Raw genomic sequence first — 22594 nt, 5'->3', positions numbered from 1 at the left:
GCGCTCCTCAGACCAGGAAGCGGAACCCCGCCGACCCCGGCTCCAGCGCCTCGATCTCCAGGGGCGAGCGCGCCATCCGCTCCAGGAGCGGCTCCAGGTCGTCGCGCGAGCCGATCTCGACACCGACGAGCGCCGGCCCGGACTCGCGGTTGTCCTTCTTCACGTACTCGAAGCGCGTGATGTCGTCGTCGGGCCCGAGGACCTCGTCGAGGAAGCGGCGCAGCGCGCCGGGCTCTTGGGGGAAGTCGACGAGGAAGTAGTGCTTGAGGCCCTGGAAGCGCAGCGAGCGCTCGATGACCTCGGCGTAGCGCGAGACGTCGTTGTTGCCGCCGGAGAGGACGACGACCACGGTCTCGCCCGGCACGAGGTCCAGGCCCGGCCCGTCGGGGCGGATCGCCGCACCGGCCAGCGCGCCCGCGGGCTCGGCGATGATGCCGTCGGTCTGGTACAGCGCGAGCATCTCGGTGCAGACCAGGCCCTCGTCGACGGCGACGAGCTCGGCGCCCGAGCGGCGGATCAGCGGGTAGGTCACGGCGCCCGCCTTGCGCACCGCGGCGCCGTCGACGAAGCGGTCGAACCCGTGCTCGTCGAGCATCACCGGGCTGCCGGCGTGCAGGGCCGCGGCGACGTTGCGCGCGCCGGCGGGCTCGACGCCGATGACGCGGGTGCGGGGGTGGGTGGCCTGCAGCCAGGTCGCGGTGCCGGCGAGCAGGCCGCCGCCGCCGACCGGGACGACGATGGTGTCGGGGGCCTCGCCGAGCTGGTCGACGATCTCGGCCACGACCGTCGCCTGGCCGGCCACGGTGCGGGTGTCGTCGAAGGCCGGGACGAGCGTCGCGCCCGTCTCCTCGGACCAGCGCGTGGCGGCGGCCGAGGACTCGTCGTAGGTGTCGCCGTCGACCACCAGGTCGATCATCTCGCCGCCGAGGGCGACGATCCGCTCGCGCTTCTGGCGCGGGGTCGTCGACGGGATGACGACGCGGCCGCGGACCCGGTGCGCCGCGCAGGCGAACGCGAAGCCCTGGGCGTGGTTGCCGGCGCTCGCGCACACCACGCCGGCGGCACGGGCGTCGTCGTCGAGCTGGCTGATGAGGTTGTAGGCGCCGCGCAGCTTGTAGGAGCGCCCGACCTGGAGGTCCTCGCGCTTGAACCACACCTGGGTGCCCGTGGCGCCGGACAGGCGGGGATTGCGCTGCAGCGGGGTCCGCTCGGCAATACCGCCCAGACGCTCCGACGCCTCGAGGACCTGCTTCTCGAACGTCGTACCGCCGTCGCGCGCCATGGGTGTCCCGCTCCTCGTCCAGCTTGGGTGATCCGTCGATGGTAGGTGCCCCCGGGACCGCGCACCGGCGTGACCCCGAGGGATCCCCGGGTCGCGTACGTCCCGACGCTGACGACACGGCCCCGGCCGCTCCCTAGCGTCACCGGGGTGACCCCGGATGTCCGACGGCCCGCGCACGCGGACGTCGCCGTCGCCGCACTGCTCGGCGCGGGCTGCCTGGCCGGCGCGGCCGTCTCGGCGATGCCCGCCGACCGCCCGTGGTGGCCCGGCGGCGCACTGCTCATCGCCGCGGCCGCGCTCGTCCTGGTGTGGCGGCGCCGGGCACCGCTGACGGTGCTCGCGCTGACCCTCGCGGCGGTCGCGCCGTACTACTGGCTCGGCTACCCCGACGGCCCGACCTCGCTCATGGTCGCGCTCGCGATGTACACCGTCGCCAGCCGCCTGAGCTGGCACCGCTCGGTCGCCGTCGGGGTCGTGCTGTTCGTGGCGTGGGTCGGGCTGGAGCGGGTCATCAGCGGCGGCAGCGTCGCGGGGGCGCGCGAGCACGTGATGTGGATCGTCGTGACGGTCGCGGTCGGCGTCGCGGTCGGGGGCCTGCGGCGAGCGCAGACCGCGGCGGTCGAGCGGGCCGAGGAGCAGGCGCGCCGTCGCGTCGAGCAGGAGCGGCTGCGGGTGGCCCGCGAGGTGCACGACGTCGTCTCGCACAGCCTCGCGATGATCGCGGTCCAGGCCGGCGTCGGCGCGCACGTCGCCGACCGGCGCCCGGAGCAGGCCGTGGCGGCGCTGCTCGAGATCAAGCAGGCCAGCAGCGCCGCGCTCGCCGAGCTGCGGAACGTCCTCGGCGTGCTCCGCGACGCCGACCCGGGCGAGACCCCGGGGCTGCACCGCCTCGACGAGGTCGCTCGCGTGGCCGGGCTCGCGGGGGTGGAGGTCGAGGTGCGGGGGTGCGCCGGCCGCCCCGACCCCGCCGTCGACGGCGCCGCGTTCCGGATCGTGCGCGAGGCCGTCACCAACGCCGTGCGCCACGCCCGCCGGGCACGTCATGTCGTCGTCGACCTCGAGCACGACGGCGGCGAGGTGCGGATCCGGGTCGCCGACGACGGCGGGCCCGCCGGCGAGGTGACCCCGGGCCACGGCCTGCGCGGCCTCGCCGAGCACGCCGCCGCGTTGGGCGGGCGCTCGGCGGTGGTGCCCGGACCCTCCGGGGTCGTCGTCGAGGCGGCCCTGCCGGTGCCGCGGTGATCCGGGTCGTCCTGGCCGACGACCAGCAGCTCGTCCGCGCCGGCCTGCGGGTGCTGCTGGAGACCGAGGACGGGTTCGCGGTCGTGGGCGAGGCCGCGGACGGCGCCGAGGCCGTCGCGCTCGTCCGCGAGACCCGGCCCGACGTGGTCGTGATGGACGTGCGGATGCCCGGCGTCGACGGCCTCGCGGCGCTCGAGACGATCGTCGCGGACCCCGCGCTCGCGGCCACGGCCGTGCTGGTCCTGACGACCTTCGACCTCGACGAGTACGTCTACCGCGCCCTGCGCGCGGGCGCGGCCGGCTTCCTGCTCAAGGACGCCGAGCCCGCCGACCTCGTGCGCGCCATCGCCCTCGTGGCCCGCGGCGACGCGCTGCTCGCCCCGGCCGTGACCCGACGGCTCATCGCCGAGTTCGCCGCCCGCCCGCAGCCCCTCGCCGGCGCGACCCGCCTGAAGGTCCTCACGCCCCGGGAGCGCGAGGTGCTCGCCCTGGTCGGCGCCGGGCTGACCAACGACGAGATCGCGGCGCGCCTCGTCATCAGCGCCGCCACCGCCCGCACGCACGTGGGCCGCCTGCTCACCAAGCTCGACGCGCGCGACCGGGCGACCCTCGTGGTCATCGCCTACGAGTCCGGGGTGTGCGTGCCCTCAGGGCTCCTACGCCCGTAGGCGTACGCCGGGGACACGTCGCCGCGACGACGACCCGAGGGACCGCGGCTCGCGACGCTCGGCGCCGTGACCCTCTCCCGGCGCCGCTTCCTCGGCGCGACGCTCGCCGCCGGCGCCCTCACCGCGCTCGCCGCGTGCTCGTCCGGCGCGCCGCCGGTGGTCCGCCGGCCCGCGCAGCGTCCTCTCGCGATCCCGCCGCTCGCCCCGGTGCGCGACGGCGTCGTCGAGCTGACCGCCGCGCCGGGCGAGAGCGCCTTCCTCGACGGCCCCACGACACCGACCTGGGGCTACGGCGGCATGCCGTTCGGCGGACCGACGATCCGGGCCCGGCGCGGCGAGGAGGTCGTCGTCCGGGTCACCAACCGCCTGCCCGAGACCACGACCACCCACTGGCACGGCATGACCCTGCCCGCCCGCATGGACGGCGGGCCCCACCAGCCGATCGCGCCGGGGGAGACCTGGGAGGCACGCTGGCGCGTCGACCAGCCCGCGGCGACGCTCTGGTACCACCCGCACCCGCACGGGGCGACCGAACGGCACGTGCACCGCGGCCTCGCCGGGCTCCTCCTCGTCGACGACGACGTGCCCGTCGACCTGCCCGACCGCTACGGCCTCGACGACGTCCCCGTGATCCTCACCGACCGCAGCTTCGGCCCGGACGGGAGCTTCGACACCGCGCACCGCAACGCGGTCGGCCTGCTCGGGGACACGGTGCTGGTCAACGGCACGGTCGCGCCGTACCTCGACGTGCGCACCACCCGGGTGCGCCTGCGGGTGCTGAACGCGTCGCCGGCGCGCAGCTACCGGCTCGCCGTGGACGCCCCGATGACCCTCGTCGGCACCGACGGCGGCCTGCTCCCGTCGCCGCACGTGGTGCCCGACGTCGCGCTCACGCCGGGGGAGCGGGCCGAGATCGTCGTGGACGTCGCGCCGGGCCGGCGGGTGATGGTGCGCTCGGTGCCCGACGACCTCGGCGCGGTCAACGGGATCGCGACCGCTGCGGGCGGCGCCGACACCCTGGACCTGCTCGAACTGCGTCCCGCCGACCGGCTCGAGGCGTCTTCCCCGGTGCCGGCGGTGCTGTCGCGGGAGGTCCCGCTGTCCTCCGGCGTCTCGCCCCGGGTCCGCCGCTTCGAGCTGTCGAACAACCGCATCAACGGGCGGGCGATGGACATGAGCCGCGTCGACGAGGTGCTCGAGCCCGGCGCCACCGAGATCTGGGAGCTCGTCAACCGGCACACGCTGCCGCACAACATCCACGTGCACGACGCCCGGCTGCAGGTGATCGCGCCGGGGGAGCGGGCGTGGAAGGACACGGTGCCCGTCCCGCCGGGGCAGACCGTGCGGGTGCTGGTGCGCGTGGGTCCGTACGCCGACCCGGAGGTGCCGTACATGATCCATTGCCACATGCTCCGCCACGAGGACGACGGGATGATGCTCCAGTTCCTCGTCGTCGGGGCTGGTCAGCGGCCTGCCGCGATGGTCGGCCACGCTCATGGGTGAGGGACCGACGGTCGGCGCGTTCCGGGTCGTCACGGTGCTGCACGCGGCGATGGCCGTCGCCCAACCGGTCGCGGCCGGCGCGCTGCTGCAGGCGTCGGAGGCCGGGCTGGCGGTGCACCAGGCGGTCGGCGGCACGCTGCTGCTCGTCGCGATGATCCAGGTGCCCGCCGCCGTGCTCGCCTGGCGCCCGGGGCGGCTGTCGCCCTGGCCGATCGCGGTCGCGGCGGGGCTCGTCGTCGCCGCGACCGCGCAGGTGGCGCTGGGGTACGTCGGCGTCCTCGCGGTGCACGTGCCGCTCGGCGTGGCGATCGTCGCGGCGGCGGTGGGGCTGGCGTGGTGGGCGGTGCGCGCCCGTCGGCCGGTGATCGCTCCGGGTGCTCCGCAGACCCCGTGACACGTGGTCGACGGAGCACCTGGAGCGATCATGCCGCCGCAGCCGTCGCCGACGTGATCGTCGCGAGCACCCCGGCCGGGTCGGCCTCCAGGGCGTGCCAGTCCACGCGCAGCACCGTCCATCCCGCGAGGACGAGCGCGTTCTGGCGCGCGTGGTCGCGGCGGAACGCCGGCAGGTCGCGGTGGTAGGCCCAGCCGTCGACCTCGACGACCACGCGCGCGGCGGGGAAGGCGATGTCGAGGACCGCCACCCCGTACCCGGGCACCGCGACGCGATGGTCGGCGAGCCAGCCGGTGACGCCCGCGTCACGCAGGAGCCGGTGCGCGCGGCGCTCGGCCTCGGAGCGGGCCCCGCCCGCGGCGAGCGCGAGGAGCCGGGCGACGGTCGCCGAGCCCGGGCGTCCGAGCCGGCTGCGGTGCGCGCGCCGGAGGTCGTCGAGGGTCACGCGGCGCGAGAGCAGGGCCCGGTCCATGATCTCGGCGCCGCGCCGCAGTCCGAGCTCCGCGGCGGCGTCGACCACCGCGTACGCCTTCGGTACCACGCGCACGCCCGACACCGTCGCACCCCACCCCACGAGGACCCGGCGCACCACCTCCACGCCGCCGCGGGAGCGCACCCGTCGCGTCGGCGGCACGGCGAAGCGCAGGACCGCGGGCGGCTCGTCGAGCAGCTTCCACCACCACGCCGCCCCGGCGCCGATCAAGGTGGCCGTCGGGCCGAGCCAGAGGGACGCCGCCCGCACCCGGGCCCGCGGACCGAGCGTGTGCGCCGACGACAGGTAGACGCGCGGCCACAGCAGGGTCCAGAGACCTCGGGCGAGGCGATGGTCGATCGCCCTGCGGGTGAGACCGCACGCCACGGCCTGGGCGCGGGTGAGCACGCCGTCCTGCCGGCGCAGGAGGGCGGCGAGTTCGTTCTCGGTGTCCACACAGGGTTCGACGCAGCGGTGTGTCTCTCGGATCCACCGACCTCGCGGCCGTGATCCGCCCGGGTGCTCCGTCGACCACGTGACATGTGGTCGACGGAGCACCTGGAGCGATGATGGTGCGGGTCGAGCGCGGGTCTGCCGAGGACCTCGCGTTCTGGCCCGTCCCACGACGGCGGGCGATGGAGCGCGCACCGACGGACGCCCGGTCCCGGGTCGCCGGCCCATCCGAGACCCGCGGACAGCAGCACGGCCGGCGTTGTCGGTGGTCGCTGCTATCCCTCGTACCACGGCACGGACGAGGGAGACCGCGATGAAGGTGCTGGTGGCGACTGCCGAGACCCAGGGCGCACGAGCGAACGACTACCACTGGGCCACGGAGGGCGAGCTCGTCCGCGTCGGCGAGGTCTGCCGGAAGGACCGGGACGACCCGGACGGGGGCTGCGGGTGCGGGCGCGGGTTCGGCGGCCTGAACTCGCACCGGGCGACCACGACGGCGCGGGTCGCCGAGGTGCCCCTCACCCGGCCGGAGTACGTCGAGGCGATCCGGTCCTCCTTGCAGGCCCAGGGATGGGACCCGTGCGCCTGCTGCTCGACGGACGAGGCCGACGACCTCGCCGAGTACGTGGCCGGCTGGCCGGTGGGCACGATCGTCGAGCGGCGCCTCGACCTCCTGCACGTCCGCGCCCTGCCGGGCGAGCTCCCGGCGGCGTGATGCCCGGACGGCTGGGCCATCCGGCCCGTCACGCGCGGCCGATATCCTCGACGGGCACGGCACGACCCACCGCGGGAGAGGACGTATGAGCGAGACGATCGAGTTCCAGGCCGAGGCCCGTCAGCTGCTGCAGTTGATGATCCACTCGATCTACTCCGACAAGGACGTCTTCCTCCGGGAGCTGATCTCCAACGGGTCGGACGCGCTGGACAAGCTGCGGCTCGCGTCCTACCAGGACAAGGATCTCGAGGTCGACACGTCGGACCTGCGCATCGAGCTGGAGCAGGACGCCGAGGCCCGCACGCTGGTCGTCCGCGACAACGGCATCGGCATGACCCGCGACGAGGTCGTCGAGCTGATCGGCACGATCGCGAAGTCGGGCACCGCCGAGATGCTCGCCCAGATGAAGGACGCGCAGGACGAGAACGCCGAGGACCTCATCGGCCAGTTCGGCATCGGCTTCTACTCGAGCTTCATGGTCGCCGACAAGGTCGAGATGGTGACCCGCAAGGCCGGCAGCGACGAGGGCGTGCACTGGGAGTCCACCGGCGAGGGCACCTACACCCTCGAGCCGGTCGCGGACGCCCCGCAGGGCACGGCGATCACGCTGCACCTCAAGCCCGAGGACGCGGAGGACAGCCTCCACGACTACGCGCAGCCCGAGACGGTCCGGCGCATCGTCAAGCGCTACTCGGACTTCATCACCTGGCCCATCCGTCTGGTCACCGACGGGGACGCGCCGGAAGAGCCCATCAACTCCCGCAAGGCGCTGTGGGCCCGGCCGAAGTCCGAGGTCACCGACCAGGAGCTCACCGAGTTCTACCGCCACGTCAGCCACGACTGGCAGGAGCCGCTGGAGACCATGCGGCTCTCCGGCGAGGGCACGTTCGAGTACCAGGGCCTGCTGTTCCTGCCGGCGCACGCGCCGATGGACCTGTTCATGCGCGAGGCCCGCCGCGGCGTGCAGCTCTACGTCAAGCGCGTCTTCGTCATGGACGACTGCGAGGCGCTCGTCCCCGAGTACCTGCGCTTCGTCAAGGGCGTCGTCGACGCCGCCGACCTCTCGCTCAACGTCTCCCGCGAGATCCTCCAGCAGGACCGCCAGATCCAGGCGATCCGCAAGCGCCTCGTCCGCAAGGTGCTCCAGACGATCTCCGCGCTGCAGGAGAACGAGCCGGAGACGTACCGCACGTTCTGGACCGAGCTCGGCCGGGCCTTCAAGGAGGGCCTGCTCACCGACCCGGACAACCAGCAGGCGATCCTCGGCGCCAGCGCGTTCCCGTCCACCCACTCGCCGGACGAGAACACCACGCTGAAGGCCTACAAGGAGCGCATGCCCGAGGGCCAGGAGTCGATCTACTACCTCACCGGCGCCTCCCGCGCGAGCATCGAGAACTCCCCGCACATCGAGGCGTTCCGCGCCAAGGGCTTCGAGGTCCTGCTGCTCACCGACCAGGTCGACGAGGTCTGGACCGACGCCGTCAGCGAGTTCGACGGCACCCCGATGGCCTCGATCGCCAAGGGCGACGTCGACCTCGGCGGCGACGAGGACAAGCCCGAGGGCTTCGACGACCTCCTGACCTGGATGGGCACCGAGCTCGCCGACGACGTCAAGGAGGTGCGGCTCTCGACGCGCCTGACGAGCTCGCCGGCCTGCCTCGTCGGCGACCCGGGCGACCTCTCGCCGACCCTGGAGAAGATGTACCGGGCGATGGGCCAGGAGCCGCCGGTGACCAAGCGGATCCTCGAGCTCAACCCCGGGCACGCGCTCGTCAGCGGCCTGCGCGACAAGCAGGGCGCCGGTGACGCCGACCCCGACGTCGCGCGCCTGCTCTACGGCATGGCGCTGCTGGCCGAGGGCGGCGAGCTCAAGGAGCCGACGACGTTCGTCAACACGCTGGCCGAGCGTCTGCAGAAGACGCTGTGAGCGAGCCCGTCCTGCTGGGCGTCGACAGCTTCGTCGCCCGCACCACCGACCCGCACACCGAGCGGGTGATCGGCCCCGAGGAGCGCTTCGAGCACCTCCTCGACGAGATCGCGCTCGCGGACCGCGTCGGCCTGCACTCCTACGGCATCGGCGAGCACCACCGCAGCGAGTACTTCGACGCGGCACCGCCGGTGATCCTCGCGGCCGCGGCGGCGCGCACCGAGAACATCCGGCTGCGCAGCGCCGTCACCGTGCTCTCGGCCGCCGACCCGGTGCGCGTGTTCCAGGAGTTCGCGACGATCGACCTGATCTCGCGGGGCCGGGTCGACCTCGTCGTCGGGCGCGGGTCGTTCACCGAGGCGTTCCCGCTGTTCGGCCTGCGGTTCGAGGACTACGACGAGCTCTTCGAGGAGAAGCTCGACCTGCTGCTCAGGATCAACGAGTCGCCGACGGTGACGTGGTCGGGGAAGCACCGCCCGGCGCTGACCGACCAGCCCGTCTACCCGCGGCCGAGCCAGGAGCGGCTGCCGATCTGGGTCGGGGTCGGCGGCACGCCCGAGTCGTTCGCGCGGGCCGGGCTGCTCGGGCTGCCGCTCATGATCGCGATCATCGGCGGCGAGCCGCGGCAGTTCGCGCCGCTGGTCGACCTCTACCGGCGCGCGGGCGAGCACGCCGGCCACCCGCCGGAGGCGCTGCGCGTCGGGCTGCACTGCTTCGGGTTCCTCGGCGACGACGTCGCCAAGGCCACCAACGCGTTCTACCCGGGCTGGCAGGAGATGTTCACGCAGGTCGCCGCCGAGCGGGGCGGCATGCCGCCGTCGCGCCGCGCGTTCGACGCCATGCGCGGACCCGACGGCGCGTTCTTCGTGGGCGACCCGCGGACGGTGGCCGAGAAGGTCCTGCGGGTCTCCGAGCAGCTCGGCGGCGTCGAGCGGATCAACCTGCAGATGACCAACCCGCGTCTCGCGCACGAGGATCTGCTGCACTCGATCGAGCTGCTCGGCACCGAGGTCGCGCCGCTCGTGGACAAAGGTTAGACCGACTCGGACTCGCGCTCCTCGGAGGACGGCGCGCGCCGGGATCGCCGCAGACGCAGCACCAGCGGCACCACGAACAACAGCACGATGATCACGTAGACGGCGATCGACAACGGCGTCGACACCAACGTCGTCACGTCGCCGTCGCTGATCTGCAGCGCGCGCCGCAGCTGCAGCTCGGCGTCGGGCCCGAGGATCACGCCGATGATCGCGGGCAGCACCGGGAGCCCGAAGCGGCGCATCCCGAACCCGATCGCGCCGATGACGAGCAGCACGACGAGGTCGACGGGCTGCCCGGACACGGCGTACGCCCCGACGCAGGCGAAGAACAGGATGCCGGCGTAGAGGTAGGGCCGCGGGATGCGCAGCAGCTGCGCCCACGCCGGCGCGAGCGGCAGGTTGAGGAGGAGCAGCAGGACCAGGCCGATGAACAGGCTCGCGATCAGCGTCCACACCAGGTCCGGCTCGCGCTCGAAGAGCAGCGGCCCCGGCTGGATGCCGAACTGCTGGAACGCCGCGAGCATCACCGCGGCGATGGCCGTGGTCGGCAGGCCGAGGGTCAGCATCGTCGCGAGCGTCCCGGCCGACGACGCGCTCGCCGCCGACTCCGGGCCCGCAACGCCCTCGATTGCCCCGTGCCCGAACTCGTCGCGGCGCTTCGAGAGCCGCCGCTCGGTCACGTACGCCATGAAGGTCGACATCTCGGCGCCGCCGGCGGGGATCGAGCCGAAGGTGAAGCCGATGAACGGGCCGCGCAGCCACGGCCGCCAGGCCCGCTTCACGTCCTCGCGCCCGAGCCAGGGCCGCCCGACGGGGATGACCTCCGGGGGCTTGCGGCGCAGGTGCGCCGCGACCCACAGCGCCTCGCCGACCGCGAACAGCCCGACCGCGACGATGACGACGTCGATGCCGTCGGCGAGCTGGGGCACGCCGAACGTCAGGCGCGGGGAGCCGGTGATCGGGTCGAGCCCGACCATCCCGATCGTCAGCCCGAGGACCAGCGACGCGAACCCCCGGATCCGCGACGAGCCGAGCACGCCGGTCACGGCGACGAACGCGAGCACCATGATCGCGAAGTAGTCCGGGGCGCCGATGTCCACCGCGACGGCGGCGATCAGCGGCGCGAGCAGCACCAGGCCCAGGACGCCGATCATCCCGCCGACGAAGTGCCCGATCGCCGCGGTGGCCAGGGCCTGCGCGCCGCGGCCCTGCTTGGCCATCGGGTTGCCCTCGATCGCGGCCATCACCGAGGCGCTCTCGCCGGGGGTGTTGAGCAGGATCGACGTCGTCGAACCGCCGAACATCGCCCCGAAGTAGATGCCGGCGAACATGATGAACGCGCCGGTGGGCTCGAAGGCGTACGTGACCGGGAGCAGCAGCGCGACGGCCATGGCCGGGCCGATGCCGGGCAGCACGCCGATCGCGGTGCCGAGCAGGACACCGATCGCGGCGAAGAGCAGGTGGGTGGGGGTGAGCGCGGAGGCGAACCCGTCGAGCAGGCCGAAGTCGTTCACCCGGCTGCTCCCATCAGAGAAGAGAGTGGCCCCATGAGCGGCCCGCCGGGCAGGTCCACGCCGAGCAGCCCGTCGAAGGCGATCCACGTGACCAGCGAGACGGCCGCGGCCACGGCGATGTCCCGGACGACGGTCCGCGAGCCCAGGGCGTAGGCCGCGCCGGCGAAGAGCAGCGTCCCCGCGATCGGCCAGCCGAGCAGCGGGATGAGCACCGCGGTGGCGATGAGCACCCCGGCGAGCATCCCCACCGTGCGCAGGTCCATCGGCGCGTCGAGGTCGACGTCCTCGCCGGCCTCGGCCTCGCCGTGCCCGCCGCGCAGCACGTCGATCGTCAGCAGCACGGCGAGCACGAGCAGGGCGGCGCCAAGGATCAGCGGGACCGCGCCAGGCCCGATCGGGTCGTCGTCCTCGCCGCCCGACAGCCCGCCCTCGGCGACGGTGTCGACCAGCACCAGCACGCCGACCAGGGCCAGGAGCGCCGAGACGCCGAGCTCGGAGTGCGCGCGCCACCACGAGCGAGCAGGAGCGGTCATCTACAGCCCCAGTTCCCGGAGCACGCCGGCGACCCGGGTGTCCTCGTCGGCCAGGAACGCGCCGAAGGCGTCCCCGGGGAGGTAGGCGTCCTGCCAGCCGTTGCGGGCGAGCACGTCGCGCCACTCCGGCGTCGCGTGCAGCGCGTCCAGGGCGCCGACCAGCTCGGCGCGCTGCTCGCCGGAGAGGCCGGGCGGCGCGACGATCCCGCGCCAGTTGGTGAACTCGACGTCGACGCCGGCCTCGCGCAGCGTGGGCGCGTCCACGCCCGGCACCCGCGTCCCGGCCGTCACCGCGAGCACGCGCAGGTCGCCGGACTCGATCTGGTCGGCGAACTCGCCGAGCCCGCTGACCCCGACGCCGACCTTGTCGCCCAGCACCGCGGCCATGAGCTCGCCGCCGCCGTCGTAGGGCACGTAGGTCACCGCGCGGGGGTCGACGCCGGCGCCGCGCGCCATGAGCATAGGCGCGAGGTGGTCCGGGCCGCCGACCGACGACCCGCCGCCGACCGGCACCGACCCCGGGTTCGCGCGCCACGCGGCGAGGAACTGCCCGATGTCGGCGAAGGGCGAGTCGCGCCCGACGACCACGACCTCGGTCTCCTCGGTCACCCGGGCGATCGGGGTGACGTCGCGCAGGGTCGTCGCGGACTCGTTGGAGTAGACGCTGCCGACGACGCCGAGCCCCATCGACATCAGCAGGCGCCCGTCGCCGGCCTCGTTGACGGTGCGGTTCAGCCCGACGGTGCCGCCCGCGCCCGGGAGGTTGAACACCTCGACCGGTCCCGACAGCCCGCTGTCCTCCATCGCCTGGGCCGCCGCCCGCGCGGTGACGTCGTAGCCGCCGCCGGGGCTGTTGGGCACCATCATCCGCAGGCCCTTGAGCTGCGTCCCGTCGCCACCGCCGGTCAGCGCCCCGACCGCGGGCGGGACCAGCAGCAGCGCGGCCAGGACCACGCCGAGCACGGCGACCGCGGGCCCGCGGCGCCACGGGGTGGGCGGGGGAGTGTCGGCGGTCGGGTCCGGCGGTGCGGTCGTCGTCGATCGCTCCATGCGCCGCTCCTGGGGTCAACGACACGGACGGGTGAGTCCCACGGAGTGTGCATGCTCGGTCACTGCCTGACGAGACGGAATGTCCGGGACCGTCCGGTGGCTGTCACGTGCGTGAGCCAGGTCGTCGCGCTGTACGTCGCGCCGGAGCGCAAGGCGCCGATGACGTCCGTGCCGCGCGTCGAGGCCGAGGCGGGGCGCGGGCTGGTCGGCGACCGCTACCACGGCACCCGGCACCGCCACGTCTCCGTGCAGAGCCGCGACGAGCTGGCCGCCGCCACCGAGGCCCACGGCGCGCCGGTGCCCGAGGAGCTGACGCGGCGCACGCTCACCCTCGACCACGGCCCGGTCCCGACCGAGCCGGGCGCCCGCCTGACCGTCGGCGACGTGGTGCTCGAGGTGGTCCGCCGCGCCGCCCCGTGCCGGGTGATGGACACCGAGATCGGGCCCGGCGCGGCGCGGGCGATGCACGGCCGCGGCGGGGCGATCTGCCGCGTGCTGACCTCGGGCGGGATCGCCGTCGGGGACGAGGTCGCGCTCCCCGAGACCTAGACGCAGGGCCCGACCGTCGCCTCGATGCCGTCGTGGTCGGAGCGGGGCAGGTCGACGCGGTGCGCGTCGTCGCCGCACCAGCCGCGGCTGACGAAGAGGTGGTCGATGCGCAGGAGGAAGGCGCGCCACTGCGTCACCGAGGTCGGCCCGGCCCAGCCGTCGCGCATCGCGTCGGTCATCCGGTCGTCGAGCAGGCGGTAGTCGCGGGCCCGGTCGGTCGAGTTGAGGTCGCCCGCCACCACCACCGGTCCGGGCTCGCGGGCGACCCGCGCGGCGACCTCCTCGACCAGCCGGTGGTGCTCGGCGGGCGTGGACTGGTAGCCGAAGCCGCCGGTCCACCACGGGCGCGGGACGTGCAGGCCGTAGACCACGAACGGCCCCGTCGTCCCGGGCGCCTCGATCGCCGCCCGGACGCCCGGGAAGTCGGGAACCGGCGCGTCGAGCAGGCGGACCGGGTAGCGGCTGTAGACGCCGACCGCGGGGGTGCCGCCGGCGTAGACGTGGAACCGGTAGCCGGCGGCGAGGGCGGCGTCGATGCGGCGGTCGTTCTCGACGACGACGAGCACGTCGGCGCCGGCGGCCTGCAGCGCGGGCACCGTCGAGCTCGTGCCGGTGACGTTGGCACTGGCGACCGTGATGCCCGCGCCGGGACGCACCACGCCGGCGTCCTGGGGCGTCCACGGGCCGACGACGGCGACGGTGGCCGCGAGCAGCACCGACACCGCGGTGACCAGGCCCCACCAGCGGCCCAGGACGACGGCCGCGACGGCGGCGATCACCGCCAGGACCGGGAGCACGATCGCGAGGACGTCGCCGACGAGCGCCAGCTCGTCGCGCAGCGGGAACCAGGCCCAGGGCAGCGCCGCGAGGACCAGCCAGGTCCACGGGGAGGAGCGGATCCGGCGAGGCGGCGCCACCGCGACGGTGTCCCGCTCCACGTTCGGCCCTCCCCGGTAGCCCTTCGCGACTGTACCGATCAGGAGGGGCCGGGCGCCGGTTCAGCCGACCTCGAGCACCCCGAAGCGGGCGCCCGCCGGGTCGGCGAGCGCCGCGTGCCGGCCCCGCGGTCCGGCCGCCACCGGGGCGACGACCTGCCCGCCGGCGCCCTCGGCGGCCGCGACGGCGGCGTCGACGTCGGTCACCGCGAACACCGGCAGCCAGTGGAGGAGCGCGTCGCCGGCGAGCCCGAGACCCGCGACCGGGCCGTCGTCGCCGTGCCCCGCGAGGTGGCCAGGTCCGGCCCCGTCCTCCTCCCAGCGCCAGCCCAGCAGCTCGCGGTAGAAGGTGCGCGTGGTGCCGGGCTCCGCCGACGCGGCCTCCGCCCAGCAGAGCCGGCCCGGTGCCGGCGGGGGGACGTCGTGGTCGGACTCCCACAGCCCGAACACCGCGCCGCCGCCGTCGATCCCGACCCGCAGGTAGAGCGTCCAGGCGGGCGGGGCGGCGACGCCGGGGGAGCCGAGCGCGCCCACCGCGCGGTCATCGCTCCGGAGCGTCCGGTGCTGGTGATCGGCCACGACCTCGCCGCCGGCCGACCAGCCGAGCACCGCGGCGTAGAAGGCCGCCGCGACCTCGGGGTCCTCGACGTCCAGCTCGGCCCAGCAGGGCGTCCCGGTCATGGGCGCAGTCTGCAGACGGACACGGCCCGTCACCACCCGACCGGGTGGACCTGTGGGTTTCGGGATCGAGATGGGGACAGACGGCGCCGACGACTACTCACCGTGTGTCGAGCGGCGGAGAGCGGCACTCGCGGTGACCGGCCGCCGAGCGACGACCGGCGGCACGCGCGTGAGGGACCCCGCGCCGTCACGCTCACCCTCCGCGGACCGCGTCACCCGGCCGTGCGCCGACGCGCCGCCGGTCGGTTCGATCGTCCGTGGCCGAATGACCCGCTCCTAGCGTGCTGACCGAGTCGCACGCCGCCGCGCAGCGGCACCCCGGGTGCGACGCCCTGTCCCGCGAACGAAAGGCCGAACCTGTGGGTAGGCACACCGCATCGACCGACTCCCGCGTGGCCCTGCGTCGCTGGGGCCTCGCCGCGACAGTGCCGGCGCTCCTCCTCGCCGGGTCGGCAACCGCCTCGGCGCACGAGCACGACGCACCCGAGACCGCCGCACCCGACACCGCCGCCCCCGACACCATCGACCCCGCCGACGGCGGCCTGATCGGTGACGGCGACGAGGCCGGCGACGGGGGAGCCGGCGGGGCCGGCGGGCTCCTGCTCGGCAACGGTGGCGACGGCGGCGACAACGCGGTCGGCGGCGACGCGGGCCTGATCGGCAACGGCGGCAGCGTCGGTGACGGCGGCGTCGGCGGCAACGGCGGTCTCGTGCTGGGCAACGGCGGCGAGGCGGGCCACGGCGGCGTCGGCGGCGACGCGGGCCTCATCGGCAACGGCGGCAGGGCCGGCGACAGCGGCACCGGCGGCCGTGGCGGTCTGCTCCTCGGCAACGGCGGCGCGACCGGCGAGGAGGGCACGTCCGGTGACGTCGGCTTCGTCCTCGGCAGCGGCGGCTTCGTCCTCGGCAGCGGCGGCGACACCGGCGACGGCGGCACGCCCGGCGAGGCCGGGCTCATCGGCGACCCCGGCGAGCTCGTCGCCCAGTAGGAGACCCAGGAGGAGATCCAGGAGGAGACCCAGGAGGACCCCCACACAGACGTCGGCGCCGGTGACCAGCCAGGTCACCGGCGCCGACGTGTGTCAGGACCAGGAGAAAGGGGAGGGTGTCCGAGGGGGGACTTGAACCCCCACGCCCTACTAGGGCACTAGCACCTCAAGCTAGCGCGTCTGCCATTCCGCCACTCGGACTTGCGTGACGACAGCGTAGACGACGGTGCGCGGGCCGATCACGGTGGGTGGCAGGATGCGGCACATGGGTCGTGCCGAGGACGAGGTCGTGACGCTGACCAGCGAGCTCATCCAGATCGACAGCCAGAACACCGGTGACCTCGCGACCACGACCGGTGAGGCCGAGGCCGCCGCGTACGTGGACGCGAAGCTGCGCGAGGTCGGGTACGAGACCGAGGTGATCGAGTCCGGCGCTCCCGGACGCCACAACGTGTTCGCCCGCCTGGAGGGCGCCGACCCGAGCCGGCCGGCGCTGCTGGTGCACGGGCACCTGGACGTCGTGCCGTTCGACGAGAGCGAGTGGTCGGTCCACCCGCTGTCCGGATCCGTGCAGGACGGCTACGTCTGGGGCCGGGGCGCGGTGGACATGAAGGACATGGACGCGATGATCCTGGCGCTCGCGCGCCAGTTCAAAGCCGAGGGCACGGTGCCTCCGCGCGACCTGGTGTTCGCGTTCCTCGCCGACGAGGAGGCGGGCGGCGCCTACGGCTCGCACTGGCTCGCCGAGCACCGCCCCGACCTGTTCGATGGGTGCACCGAGGCGCTGGGCGAGGTCGGCGGGTTCTCCCTCACGCTCGGCGAGGACGTCCGCGTCTACCCCGTGATGACCGCGGAGAAGTCGATCGCCTGGATGAAGCTGCGCGTGCGCTCGCGCCCCGGGCACGGGTCGATGGTCCACGACGAGAACGCCGTGACGATCCTCGCGGAGGCCGTCGCCCGGCTGGGCCGTCACCGCTTCCCGCTGGTGCTCACCGAGTCCGTCCAGGGGTTCTTCGACGAGATCACCGAGCTGACCGGCATCGAGTTCCCGACCGACTCCGCGGCCGCCCTCGACGGCGCCGTCGCGAAGCTCGGCGGGGTGGCGCGCGTCGTCGGGGCCACCACCCGCGACACCGCGAACCCGACCATGCTGCAGGCCGGCTACAAGGCCAACGTCATCCCGTCGCTGGCCGAGGCGACCGTCGACTGCCGCGTGCTGCCGGGACGCCAGGAGGCCTTCGAGCGCGAGCTCGACGAGCTGCTGGGCCCGGACGTCGAGCGCGAGTGGATCCGCAACCTCGAGGCCGTCGAGACCGCCTTCGACGGCGAGCTCGTCGACGTCATCACCCGGGCGGTGAAGGACGAGGACCCGCAGGCGCACACGCTGCCCTACATGATGTCGGGCGGCACCGACGCGAAGGCGTTCGTGAAGCTCGGGATGCGCTGCTTCGGGTTCGCGCCGCTGCGTCTGCCCCCGGGCCTCGACTTCACCGCGCTCTTCCACGGCATCGACGAGCGGGTGCCGGTCGACGCCCTGCAGTTCGGCACCCGGGTGCTCGAGCGCATCCTGCTGCGCGCGTGAGCAAGCACGTCGCCCTCGTGACGGGCGGTGGCGGCGGGATCGGCGCCGCCGTCTGCGCGCGGCTCGCCGCCGACGGCCACCGGGTGGCGGTCGTCGACCGCGACGCCGCGGCCGCCGCGCGCGTGGCCGAGGAGTGCGGGGGGCTCGCGATCGTCTGCGACGTCACCTCCGACGTGGCGGTGAAGGCGGCCGTCGACGAGGCCACGGCGTGGGGCGGGCGGCTCGACCTCGTCGTGCTCAACGCCGGGTCGACGGGTGGGCAGTCGGGCGTCGACGACCTCGACGTCGCCGCCTACCGGCGCGTGATGGCCGTCAACGTCGACCACGTCGTGTTCGGGACGACCGCGGCCCTGCCCGCCCTGCGCCTCGACGGCGGCGGCACGGTGATCGCGACGTCGTCGCTCGCCGGGCTCACCGGCATGCCCGACGACGCGGTCTACACGCTCACCAAGCACGCCGTCGTCGGCTACGTCCGCTCGGTGGCGGCCACGCTGGTCGGCGAGCCGGTCCGCGTGATGGCGGTGTGCCCCTGGTTCACCGACACCGCGCTGATCACCGGTTTCCGCGACCGGCTCGGCGACTTCCCGCTGCTCGGCGCCACCGACGTCGCGGACGCGGTCGCCGCGATGGTCGAGCGCGGCGAGTCGGGGGAGTGCTGGTTCGTCCAGCCCGGCCGCGAGCCCGGGCCGTTCCGGTTCCGCGGCGTCCCGGGCCCGGCCGACGACGCCGGCGCGCCGCCCCGGCTGCACGGGGAGGGCTGAGCGTGCGGGCCTGGCGGGTCCCGCGGTACGGGCCGTTCGGCGAGGTCCTCGAGACCGCCGACGTGCCGCGCCCCGAGCCCGGGCCGGGGGAGACCCGCGTCCGGGTGGCCGCCGCCGCGGTGAACTTCGCCGACATCCTCCACTGCGCCGGCGAGTACCAGGAGCGCGTCCCGCCGCCGTTCACGCCGGGCCTCGAGGTCGCGGGGACGACCGAGGACGGGCGGCGCGTGTTCGGCCCGGTGGCGCTGCCCCACGGCGGGTTCGCCGAGGAGGCGGTGCTCCGGACGACCTGGCCGTGGCCCGAGGGCATGAGCGCCACCCAGGCCGCGGGGTTCTTCGTCTCGTACCAGACCGGGTGGTGCGCGCTGCACCACCGCACGACCCTGGCGGCGGGCGAGACCCTGCTCGTGCTCGCCGCCGCCGGCGGCGTCGGGCTCGCCGCGGTGCAGCTCGGCCGGGCGGCCGGGGCGCGCGTGATCGGCGTCGTCGGGGACGAGGCCAAGGCGGCGGTGGTGCGCGCGGCCGGGGCGGAGGTCATCGTGAACCCCGACGACCTGGTGACCGCCGTCCGTGAGCTCACCGACGGGCGCGGCGCGGACGTCGTCTACGACCCGGTCGGCGGCGACTCCTTCGACGCCGCCCGCCGCGTGGTGGCCTGGGAGGGCCGGCTGCTCGTCATCGGGTTCGCGGGCGGGCGGATCGCCGACGCCCCGACCAACCACGCGCTGGTGAAGAACTACGCGGTGGTCGGGGTGCACTGGTCGGCCTACCGCGAGCGGGCACCCGAGCTCGTCACGGAGTGGCAGCGCGGGATCGAGGACCTGTGGGACCGCCGGGCGATCGACCCGCTCGTCGGCGCCGAGTACGCGTTCGAGGACCTGCCGACCGCGATGGCCGAGCTCCAGGCCCGGCGGACCACGGGCCGGGTCGTCCTCCGCGCGCCGTAGCAGCCCGCAACGCCGTCGCCGGGCAGTACTTCCCGAAGTCCCGATGCCGGCGGACGGCCGGTGCTCCTAGCGTTCCCGGTGGCTGGCCTCGATGGCCGACCGTGCCACCGCATCGCACGGCGAGACGCGGCGGGGCGCGGCGAGGGCAGCACGGAGTCAGGAGGGGCGTCCCACCCGGGGCGCCCCTCGCTCCCGTGACGAGCTCCCGAGACGAACCGCCCCTAGGTCGCGAGACCGGCGACGAGCCCGCGGGAGAGCTTGCGACGCAACCAGACCTTGCGGCTGCCGTCGGCGTAGAGGAGCGTCCGCGCGAGCTCCCACCCGCCGAACTCGGCACGGATGCCGAGCTGGACGGTCGCCGATATCCGGGTGATGTCCGGGGGCAGCCTCACGGGCTGGTATTCCCAGTCCCCTTCGACCACCGGCGCTCCGACGAGCGCTCCGCCTTCGCGAGCACCAGAGTTCACGAGCCGACCACCTCCGGGACACCTGACCCAGCCGCACCACCGTACGCAAAGCCACGCTCCCGGCGCACCCGTCGCAGCGCCGGGCGGTCAGCCGTGTGGATCACTCCCAGGGCGGGAGATCGGGCTCCTCGGCCTCGTCGTCGAGCACCGTGGACCCGGAGGGCCCCGACGGGGAGCTGACGTCGTCGAGCGCCCCGCGGATCGCCGAGGGCAGGACGAGGTCCTCCGCGGCCAGCGAGCCCAGCAGCTGGGCGCCGTCGCGGGCCCCGACGACGGGGGCGACGACGCCGGGCCGGTCGCGGACCCAGGCGAGCGCGACGGCCAGCGGCGACGTGCCGAGCCCGTGCGCGGCGGTGACCACGGCCTGCACGATCCGGGCGGTGCGCTCGGTGCGGTGGCGGTTCACGTAGCCGGCCAGGTGCTCCGACGCGCCGCGGGAGTCGGCGGGCACGCCCTCGCGGTACTTGCCGGTGAGCACCCCGCGGCCCAGCGGACCCCAGGGCATCAGACCCAGCCCGTGGTGCTCGGCGGCGGGCAGCACCTCGGTCTCCACGGTCCGGTCGAGCAGCGAGTACTCGGACTGCACCGACACCAGCGGCAGCGAGGTCAGGCTCTGGCGGGTCGCGGCCGAGGCGACCTGCCAGCCGGCGTAGTTGGCGATGCCCGCGTACCGGGCGCGCCCGGTGGTCAGCGCCACGTCGACGGCGGCGAGCGTCTCCTCGAGCGGCACGTCGTCGTCCCACTCGTGGAGCTGCCACAGGTCGACGTAGTCGGTGTTCAGCCGGTCCAGTGAGTCGTCGAGGGCCGCGAGCAGGGCCCCGCGCGAGGCGCCCCCGCCGAACGGCCCGTCGTCGCGGCGCGCCCCGGCCTTGGTGGCGACCACCACCTCGCCCCGCGGGATCACGTCGTCGAACAGGCTGCCGAGGATCCGCTCGGCCTCGCCGCCGGAGTACACGTCGGCGGTGTCGACGAGCGTGCCGCCCGCGTCGAGGAACGCCAGCAGCGACGCGCCCGCCTCGTCGGCGTCGGTGTCGCGGCCCCAGCTCATCGTGCCCAGCGCCAGTCGCGAGACCCGCAGGCCGCTCGTGCCCAGGCGTCGCTGCTCCACGGGGAAGAAGCTTACGAACAGGTCACGCCCGAGCCCCGGGGGGCACGCCGAGCCGAGACCCGGGAGGACTACCGTCCGTCGCCGTGACAGCGGCCGCACCGATGGGATGGCTCGAGGCGATCGTCCTCGGCATCGTCCAGGGCCTCACCGAGTTCCTGCCCGTGTCGTCCTCGGCGCACCTGCGGATCACCTCGGCGTTCTTCTTCGGCAACGACGCGGGCGCCGCCTTCACCGCGGTCACCCAGCTCGGCACCGAGACCGCCGTGCTCATCTACTTCTTCTCCGATATCTGGCGCCTGCTCAGGGCATGGTTCGTGGGCCTCGCCAAACGGGACGAACGGGGCTACGACTACAAGCTCGCCTGGTACGTGATCCTCGGCTCCATCCCGATCGGGGTGATCGGGCTCGCCTTCGAGGACGCGATCAAGGGCCCGGCCCGCAACCTCTACCTCAACGGCACGGTGCTCATCCTCGGCGCGCTCGCCCTCGCCGCCGCCGAGCGCTACGGCCGCCAGCGCCGCGGACCCGATCAGCTCACGCTGCGCGACGGCCTGGTGATGGGCGGGGCGCAGGCGCTGGCGCTGATCCCGGGCGTCTCGCGCTCCGGCGGCACGATCACCGCGGGCCTGTTCCTCGGCCTCGAACGGTCGGTGGCCGTGCGGTTCTCGTTCCTGCTGGCCCTGCCGGCGGTGTTCGCGTCCGGGCTCACCCAGATCCCCGACATCCTCGACCCGACCGCCGCCGACACCCAGGGCGGCCTCGTCGTGTTCCCGAGCATCCCGCAGATGGTCGTCGCGACGATCATCGCCTTCGTCCTGGGCTACGCCTCGATCGCCTGGCTGCTGCGGTTCGTCGAGAACCACACGATCTACGTCTTCGTCTGGTACCGGGTGCTGCTCGGCCTGGTCGTCCTGCTCGCCGTCAGCAACGGGGTCGTGGCCGCGACGTAGCCGAAGAGCCGCGTAGGGTTGTGCCGTGACGACGGTGATCCTGCTGCGGCACGGCCGGTCCACGGCCAACACGTCGGGGGTGCTCGCCGGACGCACGCCCGGCGTGGGCCTCGACGACCACGGGCGCACGCAGGCCGAGAAGCTCGTCGACCGCCTCGCCGAGCTCCCGCTCGCGGCGGTCGTGACCTCGCCGCTGCAGCGCTGCGAGGAGACGCTCGCGCCGCTCCTGGCCGCCCGCGGCCTGACCGCGACCGTGGAGCCGGACCTCGCCGAGGTCGACTACGGCGACTGGACGGGCCGCAAGCTCGGCGACCTGGGCAAGGAGGACCTCTGGAAGGTCGTCCAGGCCCACCCGTCCGCCGCGGTCTTCCCCGGCGGGGAGGGTCTGGCCGCGATGCAGACGCGCGCGGTGGCCGCCATCCGCCGCCAGGCCGCGCGCATCGGCGAGGAGCACGGCGACAAGGCGCTGTGGGTCGCCTGCAGCCACGGCGATGTGATCAAGGCCGCGGTCGCCGACGCCCTGGGGCTGCACCTGGACTCGTTCCAGCGGATCGTCATCGACCCGTGCTCGGTCAGCGTGATCAGCTACACGCCCACGCGCCCCTTCGTGGTCCGCGTCAACGACACCGGCGGCGACCTGTCGTCGCTGGTCCCGAAGCCGGAGTCCGAGTCCGGGAAGGGCTCGGAGGACGGGGACGAGGAGACGCCGCCCGCGGGCGACGCCGTCCCCGAGGAGGCCACCGTCGGGGGGTCGACGGGAGTAGCATGAAGCTTCCGCCGACGCCAGAGGACACCGTCCTCCAGCGGCGCCCTGCCCGGAGTTCTACGATCGAGA

At 74.5% G+C, this 22594-nt stretch carries 23 protein-coding genes and 1 tRNA gene; 14 read left to right on the top strand and 10 right to left on the bottom strand.

Annotated features, from left to right (window positions below; translation table 11 throughout):
• Positions 1 to 7: 7 nt before the first annotated feature.
• Positions 8 to 1282, bottom strand: a complete 1275-nt coding sequence (gene ilvA / locus EV188_RS23530) for a threonine ammonia-lyase IlvA (protein ID WP_133828745.1) — start codon at positions 1280 to 1282, stop codon at positions 8 to 10.
• A 147-nt stretch (positions 1283 to 1429) separates the two neighbouring features.
• On the opposite strand from ilvA, the gene EV188_RS23525 reads away from it, so the two are divergent.
• From EV188_RS23525 to EV188_RS23510, 4 genes are all read left to right on the top strand, one after another.
• The gene (locus tag EV188_RS23525; RefSeq protein WP_133828744.1) at positions 1430 to 2524 is read left to right on the top strand and encodes a sensor histidine kinase; all 1095 of its coding nucleotides are present in this window, start codon (positions 1430 to 1432) and stop codon (positions 2522 to 2524) included.
• Positions 2521 to 3192 carry a response regulator gene (locus EV188_RS23520; protein ID WP_133828743.1) on the top strand — a complete coding sequence of 224 codons (672 nt, stop codon included), beginning with the start codon at positions 2521 to 2523 and terminating at the stop codon, positions 3190 to 3192. Before EV188_RS23525 ends, EV188_RS23520 begins: the two co-directional genes overlap by 4 nt.
• A 66-nt stretch (positions 3193 to 3258) precedes the next feature.
• Positions 3259 to 4695, top strand: coding sequence for a multicopper oxidase family protein (locus EV188_RS23515; RefSeq protein ID WP_133828742.1), 1437 nt, complete (start codon positions 3259 to 3261; stop codon positions 4693 to 4695).
• Positions 4688 to 5089 (top strand): hypothetical protein, encoded by a 402-nt coding sequence (locus EV188_RS23510; protein WP_133828741.1) that lies wholly within the window; start codon positions 4688 to 4690, stop codon positions 5087 to 5089. Before EV188_RS23515 ends, EV188_RS23510 begins: the two co-directional genes overlap by 8 nt.
• Before the next feature lie 28 nt (positions 5090 to 5117).
• Here the strand turns inward: EV188_RS23510 and EV188_RS23505 are convergent, their stop codons facing one another.
• Positions 5118 to 6017: an endonuclease domain-containing protein gene (locus tag EV188_RS23505; protein ID WP_133828740.1), complete on the bottom strand. Its 900-nt coding sequence runs from the start codon at positions 6015 to 6017 to the stop codon at positions 5118 to 5120.
• 310 nt (positions 6018 to 6327) lie between these two features.
• Here EV188_RS23505 and EV188_RS23500 point away from each other — a divergent pair, with 310 nt between their 5' ends.
• The 3 genes from EV188_RS23500 (at position 6328) to EV188_RS23490 (ending at position 9693) form a co-directional block, all read left to right on the top strand.
• Positions 6328 to 6729 (top strand): DUF7715 family protein, encoded by a 402-nt coding sequence (locus EV188_RS23500; protein WP_133828739.1) that lies wholly within the window; start codon positions 6328 to 6330, stop codon positions 6727 to 6729.
• An 85-nt stretch (positions 6730 to 6814) separates the two neighbouring features.
• Positions 6815 to 8656, top strand: coding sequence for a molecular chaperone HtpG (htpG, locus tag EV188_RS23495; protein WP_133828738.1), 1842 nt, complete (start codon positions 6815 to 6817; stop codon positions 8654 to 8656).
• On the top strand, positions 8653 to 9693 hold the full coding sequence (locus EV188_RS23490; protein ID WP_133828737.1) for an Atu2307/SP_0267 family LLM class monooxygenase: 1041 nt from the start codon (positions 8653 to 8655) through the stop codon (positions 9691 to 9693). The genes htpG and EV188_RS23490 overlap by 4 nt, the downstream gene beginning before the upstream one ends.
• On the opposite strand, the gene EV188_RS23485 is transcribed toward EV188_RS23490, so the two are convergent.
• The 3 genes from EV188_RS23485 to EV188_RS23475 are packed head-to-tail and all read right to left on the bottom strand — an operon-like array spanning position 9690 to position 12790.
• The gene (locus EV188_RS23485; RefSeq protein ID WP_133828736.1) at positions 9690 to 11207 is read right to left on the bottom strand and encodes a tripartite tricarboxylate transporter permease; all 1518 of its coding nucleotides are present in this window, start codon (positions 11205 to 11207) and stop codon (positions 9690 to 9692) included. The genes EV188_RS23490 and EV188_RS23485 overlap by 4 nt on opposite strands.
• Positions 11204 to 11740: a tripartite tricarboxylate transporter TctB family protein gene (locus EV188_RS23480; RefSeq protein WP_133828735.1), complete on the bottom strand. Its 537-nt coding sequence runs from the start codon at positions 11738 to 11740 to the stop codon at positions 11204 to 11206. The genes EV188_RS23485 and EV188_RS23480 overlap by 4 nt, the downstream gene beginning before the upstream one ends.
• Positions 11741 to 12790 carry a Bug family tripartite tricarboxylate transporter substrate binding protein gene (locus EV188_RS23475; RefSeq protein ID WP_133828734.1) on the bottom strand — a complete coding sequence of 350 codons (1050 nt, stop codon included), beginning with the start codon at positions 12788 to 12790 and terminating at the stop codon, positions 11741 to 11743. It abuts the gene before it with no gap.
• 96 nt (positions 12791 to 12886) lie between these two features.
• On the opposite strand from EV188_RS23475, the gene EV188_RS23470 reads away from it, so the two are divergent.
• Complete coding sequence (locus tag EV188_RS23470) at positions 12887 to 13339, top strand: MOSC domain-containing protein (RefSeq protein ID WP_243741941.1); 453 nt, start codon at positions 12887 to 12889, stop codon at positions 13337 to 13339.
• On the opposite strand, the gene EV188_RS23465 is transcribed toward EV188_RS23470, so the two are convergent.
• Positions 13336 to 14277: an endonuclease/exonuclease/phosphatase family protein gene (locus EV188_RS23465; protein WP_166660037.1), complete on the bottom strand. Its 942-nt coding sequence runs from the start codon at positions 14275 to 14277 to the stop codon at positions 13336 to 13338. The genes EV188_RS23470 and EV188_RS23465 overlap by 4 nt on opposite strands.
• Positions 14278 to 14337: 60 nt before the next feature.
• Complete coding sequence (locus EV188_RS23460; protein ID WP_133828732.1) at positions 14338 to 14955, bottom strand: VOC family protein; 618 nt, start codon at positions 14953 to 14955, stop codon at positions 14338 to 14340.
• A 392-nt stretch (positions 14956 to 15347) separates the two neighbouring features.
• On the opposite strand from EV188_RS23460, the gene EV188_RS31880 reads away from it, so the two are divergent.
• Positions 15348 to 15944: a hypothetical protein gene (locus tag EV188_RS31880; protein WP_166660036.1), complete on the top strand. Its 597-nt coding sequence runs from the start codon at positions 15348 to 15350 to the stop codon at positions 15942 to 15944.
• 117 nt (positions 15945 to 16061) lie between these two features.
• Here EV188_RS31880 and EV188_RS23450 read toward each other — a convergent pair.
• Positions 16062 to 16145 (bottom strand) — tRNA-Leu (locus EV188_RS23450).
• Between the two features lie 64 nt (positions 16146 to 16209).
• Between EV188_RS23450 and EV188_RS23445 the strand changes: the two genes are divergently transcribed.
• Genes EV188_RS23445 through EV188_RS23435 form a run of 3 tightly spaced genes read left to right on the top strand, consistent with a single transcriptional unit; the run spans position 16210 to position 19234 of the window.
• Positions 16210 to 17526 carry a M20/M25/M40 family metallo-hydrolase gene (locus EV188_RS23445; RefSeq protein ID WP_133828731.1) on the top strand — a complete coding sequence of 439 codons (1317 nt, stop codon included), beginning with the start codon at positions 16210 to 16212 and terminating at the stop codon, positions 17524 to 17526.
• On the top strand, positions 17523 to 18287 hold the full coding sequence (locus tag EV188_RS23440) for an SDR family oxidoreductase (protein WP_133828730.1): 765 nt from the start codon (positions 17523 to 17525) through the stop codon (positions 18285 to 18287). Before EV188_RS23445 ends, EV188_RS23440 begins: the two co-directional genes overlap by 4 nt.
• 2 nt (positions 18288 to 18289) lie before the next feature.
• Positions 18290 to 19234, top strand: a complete 945-nt coding sequence (locus tag EV188_RS23435; protein WP_208114354.1) for an NADPH:quinone oxidoreductase family protein — start codon at positions 18290 to 18292, stop codon at positions 19232 to 19234.
• A 221-nt stretch (positions 19235 to 19455) separates the two neighbouring features.
• On the opposite strand, the gene EV188_RS23430 is transcribed toward EV188_RS23435, so the two are convergent.
• Together EV188_RS23430 and EV188_RS23425 are read right to left on the bottom strand one after the other, a co-directional pair.
• Entirely contained in the window at positions 19456 to 19656 is a 201-nt protein-coding gene (locus tag EV188_RS23430) for a DUF5703 family protein (protein ID WP_133828729.1), read from the bottom strand.
• Between the two features lie 145 nt (positions 19657 to 19801).
• The gene (locus tag EV188_RS23425; RefSeq protein ID WP_133828728.1) at positions 19802 to 20809 is read right to left on the bottom strand and encodes an aldo/keto reductase; all 1008 of its coding nucleotides are present in this window, start codon (positions 20807 to 20809) and stop codon (positions 19802 to 19804) included.
• 101 nt (positions 20810 to 20910) lie between these two features.
• Between EV188_RS23425 and EV188_RS23420 the strand changes: the two genes are divergently transcribed.
• Entirely contained in the window at positions 20911 to 21759 is an 849-nt protein-coding gene (locus EV188_RS23420) for an undecaprenyl-diphosphate phosphatase (protein WP_133828851.1), read from the top strand.
• A 25-nt stretch (positions 21760 to 21784) separates the two neighbouring features.
• The gene (locus EV188_RS23415) at positions 21785 to 22528 is read left to right on the top strand and encodes a histidine phosphatase family protein (protein ID WP_133828727.1); all 744 of its coding nucleotides are present in this window, start codon (positions 21785 to 21787) and stop codon (positions 22526 to 22528) included.
• Positions 22529 to 22594: the final 66 nt, after the last annotated feature.

Origin of the sequence: Actinomycetospora succinea (assembly GCF_004363095.1) — a bacterium.
Classification (GTDB): Bacteria; Actinomycetota; Actinomycetes; order Mycobacteriales; family Pseudonocardiaceae; genus Actinomycetospora; species Actinomycetospora succinea.
This window is presented reverse-complemented; position numbering and strand designations above follow the sequence as displayed.

Excerpts from the sequence above, each read along its gene's own strand:
- EV188_RS23420 (WP_133828851.1), top strand. The coding sequence starts at position 20,911 with ATGGGATGGCTCGAGGCGATCGTCCTCGGCATCGTCCAGGGCCTCACC.
- EV188_RS23510 (WP_133828741.1), top strand. The coding sequence starts at position 4,688 with ATGGGTGAGGGACCGACGGTCGGCGCGTTCCGGGTCGTCACGGTGCTG.
- EV188_RS23475 (WP_133828734.1), bottom strand. The coding sequence starts at position 12,790 with ATGGAGCGATCGACGACGACCGCACCGCCGGACCCGACCGCCGACACT.
- htpG (WP_133828738.1), top strand. The coding sequence starts at position 6,815 with ATGAGCGAGACGATCGAGTTCCAGGCCGAGGCCCGTCAGCTGCTGCAG.
- ilvA (WP_133828745.1), bottom strand. The coding sequence starts at position 1,282 with ATGGCGCGCGACGGCGGTACGACGTTCGAGAAGCAGGTCCTCGAGGCG.
- EV188_RS23445 (WP_133828731.1), top strand. The coding sequence starts at position 16,210 with ATGGGTCGTGCCGAGGACGAGGTCGTGACGCTGACCAGCGAGCTCATC.
- EV188_RS23500 (WP_133828739.1), top strand. The coding sequence starts at position 6,328 with ATGAAGGTGCTGGTGGCGACTGCCGAGACCCAGGGCGCACGAGCGAAC.
- EV188_RS23480 (WP_133828735.1), bottom strand. The coding sequence starts at position 11,740 with ATGACCGCTCCTGCTCGCTCGTGGTGGCGCGCGCACTCCGAGCTCGGC.
- EV188_RS23460 (WP_133828732.1), bottom strand. The coding sequence starts at position 14,955 with ATGACCGGGACGCCCTGCTGGGCCGAGCTGGACGTCGAGGACCCCGAG.